The 6,514-nt window shown below is 42.9% G+C and carries 7 protein-coding genes; 5 read left to right on the top strand and 2 right to left on the bottom strand.

Annotated features, from left to right (window positions below; all coding sequences use genetic code 11):
• The first annotated feature begins 395 nt into the window (after positions 1-395).
• The 4 genes from BB427_RS10815 to BB427_RS10800 all read left to right on the top strand — a co-directional run bounded on the left by BB427_RS10815 (position 396) and on the right by BB427_RS10800 (position 2,300).
• On the top strand, positions 396-692 hold the full coding sequence (locus BB427_RS10815; protein ID WP_069020695.1) for a hypothetical protein: 297 nt from the start codon (positions 396-398) through the stop codon (positions 690-692).
• 118 nt (positions 693-810) lie between these two features.
• Positions 811-1,035 (top strand): DUF6429 family protein, encoded by a 225-nt coding sequence (locus tag BB427_RS10810; protein WP_069020694.1) that lies wholly within the window; start codon positions 811-813, stop codon positions 1,033-1,035.
• 130 nt (positions 1,036-1,165) lie between these two features.
• Positions 1,166-1,621 carry a hypothetical protein gene (locus BB427_RS10805; RefSeq protein WP_069020693.1) on the top strand — a complete coding sequence of 152 codons (456 nt, stop codon included), beginning with the start codon at positions 1,166-1,168 and terminating at the stop codon, positions 1,619-1,621.
• A gap of 127 nt (positions 1,622-1,748) precedes the next feature.
• Positions 1,749-2,300: a hypothetical protein gene (locus tag BB427_RS10800; protein ID WP_069020692.1), complete on the top strand. Its 552-nt coding sequence runs from the start codon at positions 1,749-1,751 to the stop codon at positions 2,298-2,300.
• Positions 2,301-2,592: 292 nt separating this feature from the next.
• Here the strand turns inward: BB427_RS10800 and BB427_RS10795 are convergent, their stop codons facing one another.
• Together BB427_RS10795 and BB427_RS10790 are read right to left on the bottom strand one after the other, a co-directional pair.
• The gene (locus BB427_RS10795; RefSeq protein ID WP_069020691.1) at positions 2,593-3,759 is read right to left on the bottom strand and encodes a putative manganese transporter; all 1,167 of its coding nucleotides are present in this window, start codon (positions 3,757-3,759) and stop codon (positions 2,593-2,595) included.
• A 70-nt stretch (positions 3,760-3,829) separates the two neighbouring features.
• Entirely contained in the window at positions 3,830-5,455 is a 1,626-nt protein-coding gene (locus tag BB427_RS10790; protein ID WP_069020690.1) for a M28 family metallopeptidase, read from the bottom strand.
• Between the two features lie 258 nt (positions 5,456-5,713).
• Between BB427_RS10790 and BB427_RS10785 the strand changes: the two genes are divergently transcribed.
• On the top strand, positions 5,714-6,514 hold the full coding sequence (locus BB427_RS10785; protein WP_045990068.1) for a DUF3025 domain-containing protein: 801 nt from the start codon (positions 5,714-5,716) through the stop codon (positions 6,512-6,514).

Below are 6,514 nucleotides of genomic sequence, written 5' to 3'. Positions count from 1 at the left end.
GGGCTCGGAGATGTGTATAAGAGACAGGTGCTCGTATGATTTGCCAGTAAGTTTATCTTCACCGCACAGAAAGGCACGCCTTACGCAACGGGAGATACAGTGATAATATTTGGTGTCGGTTAAACTGATTTGTCTTTTACGGGCAGTAGCCATAGTTTGGTTTCCTCAATCCTTTGAGTGCAGAATTAAAGCTTAGGCGGTATCTTAGGAAGGTGCAAATTAGTGGTGGGTGTCAGCGATTTGTTGTGGTTTTTTTTGAGTGCAGAATTAAAGCTTAGGCGGTATCTTAGGAAGGTGCAAATTAGTGGTGGGTGTCAGCGATTTGTTGTGGTTTTTGATTTTAAATATGATTATCTGGGGATTCTTCAGAGTAAGGCGTTATGTGAATAAATGACATGAGCGAATCTGTAGTAAAAGAAGTATTAATCAAAGCAATTAAAGAACTAGAAGAGGCTGGCGACTTAGTCGTTGTAAACTCGGTTGAAAATGCTATTGCGAACAAACTGTATTCAGTAGTGCAAGAAGTATCTCCAAATATGCTTACTGCTCCTGAACTTGGCGGTATTATCAATACTTTAAATGCACATAGATTGGGTTTCGGTTTAGATGACAACGATTTTCAAACTATTATTGGGTTAACCAAAGAAGAGCTTAGTGCAGCTGCAAGTAAGTTAAAAATAGCAAAATGGTAAATCACATAACAAACACAGCAACCGAAAACCGCAAGCAATGGCCTTGGAAAGCAGGCCATTAAGACGCTTGCGTTTCCGGTTCTGTGGGCGTTATGCCCATCAGGTTTTGGAGTGTTGAATGAATATAGATGAAAATAAAATAGATGAAGCAGCTTTAGCTTTATTACATCTCACTTTGCATGATTATGGCCGAGCTTGGAAACAAATTGACTGGGAAGTTATGAATAGGCTTTATGAAAAAGGTCTAATTTGTGATCCGGTTGGTAAGGCAAAGTCAGTGCAATTGACCGATGAAGGCATTAAGCAATCAGAAGAGTTATTCAAAAAGCTTTTTTCAAAATAGAAGCTATTGGTCATATAACAAAGCAAATTAAAAGCTCGGATAAAAAACAGTTGGCTTTGTTCGTGCCTCACAAATTTTAGCCAACTATTATTAGCCGTTTATTTGCGGCGTTAGAAGCCTATGAGAACTTATGCCTCGTCGTAGAGAATTAAAAGGGGTCGCAAATAACCTCGCTGAATTATTGAGTGGTCGCAATAATGATTACTTAGGCTATTGGGCTTTAGGTCAGCTATTTTTATTTGCTCAAAAGCATGAAGTAGATATGATCTCGCTAGATTTAGTAAATTGTACAGGCGATATCAGTTCACCCTTATTAGAAGATATGTGCAAGTATATGAGTTCTGAAATTACGCGAATACTTAAAGCGCATAAGCTACCCGATGAATGGGTGAAATCAATTTCAGCTAACTTTAGCTTTAATCAAGAGTATCAGGAAAAATATCATTACTGGCGCTCATCGTTAGGCAAACCCTACTTAGTTCAAGTAGAAATTGAAACTGACTTAGGGTATGTAAATAAGGCTACTCAAGGGGGCAATGTACAGCCTCACGACCCTTTAAAAGAACAACGGAGAGGCGGCTTCTAACAAGGCCGTTAAACCAAGGACACAAAACAGCAGGCTTGTGCTCCTTCGTCGCCAATTTTAGCCAACTATTTTTAGCCGTTTATTTGCGGCGTTAGTTTGCAACCATATTTAAGCGCATAGAGGCACTATGGATAGAGTTAAAGTTGTAGCTATTAGCGGTGCATCTGGATGCGGTAAAACATCAACTGTCAGGCAACTATCCAGTAATTTCGATTGCCCTTTTTTACATTTTGATGATTACGTTCATAAATTCAGCTATCCACAAGACATGAAAAAGTGGCGTGAAAATGGTGCCGACGTATCCGAAATCAATACGCCTGATATGATCATTAAGCTTCGGCAATTAATTGAAGGCAATTACTCGTATATTTTTGTCGAAGAGCCATTTGGTAGAGAACGCAGCTGTATTTCTTCGTTGATAGACTATGTGATTTTACTTGATCAGCCTATGGATATTTGTCTTTCTCGGGTTGTTAGGCGAAACATTGAACACGGCTCAAATGATTCACATAGTTCAGTTCTTAAATATCTGGGTAATTACGAAGGGCACTTCAGAGATATTTATATTGAAACGGTAAATCAAGTTCGTAAAAACTGCGACCTAATAATTCAGGAAATTTGCCCTGTTTCAGTAAACGTAGATATTGTTAGCAAGTGGCTAAAAAGTAAAACAAACTAACAAGCGGCTGTTGTGCCCTTTCAGGGCTGGGACGGCCTTTTCGCTGCTTTGCGGCTACAAGTCCGCCCCAAAGCCGGGCGCTAGCCCATAGAAATTTTTATGCGAAACTCACCTAATACAGCCGACGACCTAAAACACTTTTGTCCAAAAATAAGTATATTTGACCGCCCGCTATTCGCTCTTTTCGGCCATTAATTAGTTACGGACGGTCAGATTTGGTTGAACTCATAACCCTAAACAGCCAGATCGTGCTTGAGCCAGCGTCAGATCACTTCGTCGACGTGCTCAAATATTAAGCCAAATTAATGTAGTAGAGGCCGTAGCCCACGATAAATGCAGGCACTGCAGAGTAGATAGTGGCAAATAGCGCCGCCCTTGGTGCCAGTGCTATCGCTGGAAATAACGCATCGCCATCGTTAGCAACGGCATTGGCCGCCAGGGCACTAAATGGCACGACGCCTTGCAGGTACAGCGTTGTAACAACAATTTGGGGCCCACAGCCTGGTAATAATCCGACAAGAATGGCCACCAGTGGTGCATACAGCGCATAGTCTTTAAACCAAACCGCGAGATCAAGCCCTAAATACGCAGTAGATAGCTCGTAAAGCAAAAAGCTTGCAACGACCCAAGCGGTCACAAAGTGCGTGTCCTGTAGTACTCTAGTGAGTTTTGACGGAGGGTCGCATTCACCTTCTTCACAGGTGATATCTTTATAGCTTACGCCTTTTGAATTAAGTGCCCACACACACACAGCAAAAAGACACAATGCTGCTCCAAGCCAAGCAATTTCTGTATCAAAAGGTGCTAAGTCGACGTTAAAAGCAATCGCGAGCGCAATTGCAAGGCTAGGCAGTAAGCCCAGCTTCCACACCTTACGGCTTAGACTAAACGCACGGCTCGCGTGTAAGGTTTCTTCTTCGACCTCATTGATGGTCTGCGGGACACAAAAGTCGGGTTGATGAATTAAGTGCACACATAGCCCACTCACGATACCCACACCAACCCCCATCGCAATGATAGTAAGGCCTGTCAGGGGCTCTTTGGCGAGTAGCAAAAACGCAGCATCTCCCATCGTCGCAGTAAGCACTGCGACAACTGAAGCAAAGCTCGCTTGTTTTTTGGTAAATTGGGTGACCACGATAATCGCACCACCACAGCCTGGCAGCGCGCCCAATATTGACGCCATGGCTATTTCGAGAATAGGGGATTTGGTACTCAGATAACTGAGATTAAGCTGTGGAATTCTGTCAACAAGAAAGTAGTACACGAGCAGGGTAGCGGCAACAAAAACGCTGACTTGAAAGAATGCATCACTCAGTGCGCTGACCACAATTGGTCTCGCCGTTTCAAATGCTAAAAGTACAATAATAACGAGGGGTAAAATTAGCCGTTTGTTGAACAATAAACTCACCTTAGCGCCATGTGCTGGTTGAGAGTATCGAAGTAGAGATGAAAACATAAAGTGCAACCCGTGTATTGTCTAAGTTGCACTTTAATTTCATTTTAAATGAAAATCAATATCATTTGCATTATTTTCTTTGAAACTCTGCCGTTGCTTTCCATTTCGGCCACGCGTCTTGCTCAGAGACATCATAGCCAACTTTAAAGAACAGCTGTAGATCTTGTATCGCGCCGCTTAAATCCCACTCTTCACGGTAGCGGTCACACGGCTGATGATAACAACCACGTAATACTAAACCCATACGTTTACGGTAGGTTTCAGTCTCTTCGTCACGTGCTTCGGTTCCACCACCGGCGTACATGGCAGGCACACCCATGTTCGCAAATGCGAAGTGATCAGAGCGATAGTAACCACCAGCGGCAGGACGTGGATCCCCTGAAACGACACGGTCTTGCGCTTTTGCTGCGGTTTCTAGCATTTCATCGAGTTCGGATTTGCCAATCCCAACTACGCTGATGTCTTTTACTTTACCCAATAAATTTAGGCTATCCATATTGATGTTAGCAACGGTTTTCTCTGCTGGAATAACAGGGTTTGCAGCATAAAATTTAGAACCTAACAGACCTTGCTCTTCAGCCGTCACAGCCAAAAACGTAATTGAACGGCTAGGGCGAGCTGGCAGTTTAGTAAAGGCTTCAGCTACCTCAATCATACCGCCTGTGCCGCTGGCATTATCATGCGCACCGTTATAGATCTGATCGCCTTTACGGTTTGGATCGGTACCTAAATGATCCCAGTGTGCTGAGTAGATGATGTGCTCGTCAGACTTATTACTACCTGGCAGGGTGGCGATAAAGTTATACGAAGTTGATTTTTTGATGGTGTTTTTGACGGTAACTGACGCGCTTAGGTTGCCCATATCAACGTGGTATGCGCCTTCAGCAGCTTTTTGCTTTGCAGTGTCAAAATCAAGTCCTGCCTTTTGAAACAGCTCTTTAGCAACGTCTACCGTTACCCAACCTTCAACCGCAACGCGGTCCATATTGTTATTTTCTTTTTGGAAGCCAAACTGTGGGCCACTCCAAGAGTTTTCTACTACGCTCCAAGGATAAGAAGCCGGCGCTGTTTCATGAATAATGATCGCACCTGCTGCGCCTTGGCGTGAAGCTTCTTCGTATTTATACGTCCAACGACCATAATAGGTCATAGCTTCACCGGTAAATTTACCCGACTCAGGATTAGCAAAGCCAGGATCGTTTACTAGCATCACCACTGTCTTGCCTTTCACGTCTAGGCCTTCGTAGTCATTCCAGTCGTACTCTGGAGCATTTACGCCATAGCCAACAAAAACCAGCTCTGAATCTTTGATTGACTCGAGTTCGCTGATACGGGCCGAGCCCATCACCATGTCTTTTTTATATTCGTAGTTTTTGCCACCGATAGTTAACGTCATATTAGGATCGGCTTCAAGCGAAACAAGCGGCACTTCTTGTAAGAAGCTGTTGCCATTACCAGGCTGATAGCCAAGCGCTTTAAAATGTTTGGTTAAATAGGCAAGCGTTAGCTCTTCACCTTTTGTTGACGGAGCACGGCCGCCAAACTCGTCAGAGGCAAGGGTTTTAATATGGACTCTGAGTTGAGCATCATTAATACTATTGTATGCAGTATCGATGTCTTGGGGGCTATTGCTAGTGCTAACACAGCCCGCCAGCACCGCCATAGATAGAGCGCTGAGCGTCAGTTTAAGTTTCATAATTGCCTTTCTTTTACTTGTTAGGAACCCATAAGTAGTAACATAAAATGCGTAAAAGTTCGAGCGGGACAAGATGGCTAGAGGAGATAGAAATGAATGAAAATCCGTAGCTGGAACAGAACACTGCACAATTTTTAATAATTATCTTAATTTTAGCATGCGATTTAGCCTGTTACGCTCATTTACAATTGGCTTTTGCCAAGTATCAGGCGCTTCAGTAAAATAGTCGGCTAATTGTATGATAAGTATCTCAATCAAATGAAAAAGTTTACAGCGCCTGAGGCGTGGCAGGTTGCATGTTTACATGCTGAGCCATTTTCCCATTTAAATCAGCTTTTTGACTTAAAAAGTCAACAAGACTGGCCAAGCCCCGAGTGGTTGTCTTCGCACGTAAACAGCATTAGCTTGCAACAGTATGATACCCGCTTTGTGGCCGATGAAACGATAGACTTTGGCGATAAATACTATGAAGAGATTATCTTTGAAACCCATCAGGTACCGACGCGTAGTCAAAACTGGCACGACTTATTTGGTGCGTTGATTTGGTGTTTATTCCCAAAAACAAAAGCTTTGTTAAATGCCCTACATATCGAAGAAATAGCACAGTTTGGTTTAAAGCAGCGAAGTAAAAAGCGCAATGCGTTAACACTTTTTGATGAGTGTGGTTTGGTGTTGGCAATCGATGATGATAAATGGCGTGATGCCTTTAAATCACACCAATGGCAGAATGTATTTTACGATAATCGCTCAGAATGGCAGCAAAACCTAAAGCCTTTTGTATTTGGTCACGCAAACTACGAGATGCTAACCAATCCCTTTATTGGGTTAACGGGAAAACTGGTGTGTATCAATGTCGATGCCACATTTTGGCAACTTTCATTAAGCGAACAATATCGTTGGTTAGATGATAAATTGGTCGCACTGATCAATGATGGGCTGCTTGAAGACAATACCAAAATGTCACCCATTCCGCTGCTTGGGATCCCAAACTGGCATGAGCCACAAGATTTAGAATTTTATCAAAATACGGACTATTTCAGGCCGAAAAGAAGGAAATAG

It is taken from the genome of Pseudoalteromonas sp. BMB (assembly GCF_001709235.1).
GTDB lineage: Bacteria > Pseudomonadota > Gammaproteobacteria > Enterobacterales > Alteromonadaceae > Pseudoalteromonas > Pseudoalteromonas maricaloris.
Note: the sequence above shows the minus strand (reverse complement) of the source record. Positions and strands in the feature narration are given on the sequence as shown.

What these genes read in the sequence shown, in the direction of transcription:
- BB427_RS10815 (WP_069020695.1), top strand. Translation starts at nt 396, where the DNA reads ATGAGCGAATCTGTAGTAAAAGAAGTATTAATCAAAGCAATTAAAGAA.
- BB427_RS10810 (WP_069020694.1), top strand. Translation starts at nt 811, where the DNA reads ATGAATATAGATGAAAATAAAATAGATGAAGCAGCTTTAGCTTTATTA.
- BB427_RS10805 (WP_069020693.1), top strand. Translation starts at nt 1,166, where the DNA reads ATGCCTCGTCGTAGAGAATTAAAAGGGGTCGCAAATAACCTCGCTGAA.
- BB427_RS10800 (WP_069020692.1), top strand. Translation starts at nt 1,749, where the DNA reads ATGGATAGAGTTAAAGTTGTAGCTATTAGCGGTGCATCTGGATGCGGT.
- BB427_RS10795 (WP_069020691.1), bottom strand. Translation starts at nt 3,759, where the DNA reads ATGTTTTCATCTCTACTTCGATACTCTCAACCAGCACATGGCGCTAAG.
- BB427_RS10790 (WP_069020690.1), bottom strand. Translation starts at nt 5,455, where the DNA reads ATGAAACTTAAACTGACGCTCAGCGCTCTATCTATGGCGGTGCTGGCG.
- BB427_RS10785 (WP_045990068.1), top strand. Translation starts at nt 5,714, where the DNA reads ATGAAAAAGTTTACAGCGCCTGAGGCGTGGCAGGTTGCATGTTTACAT.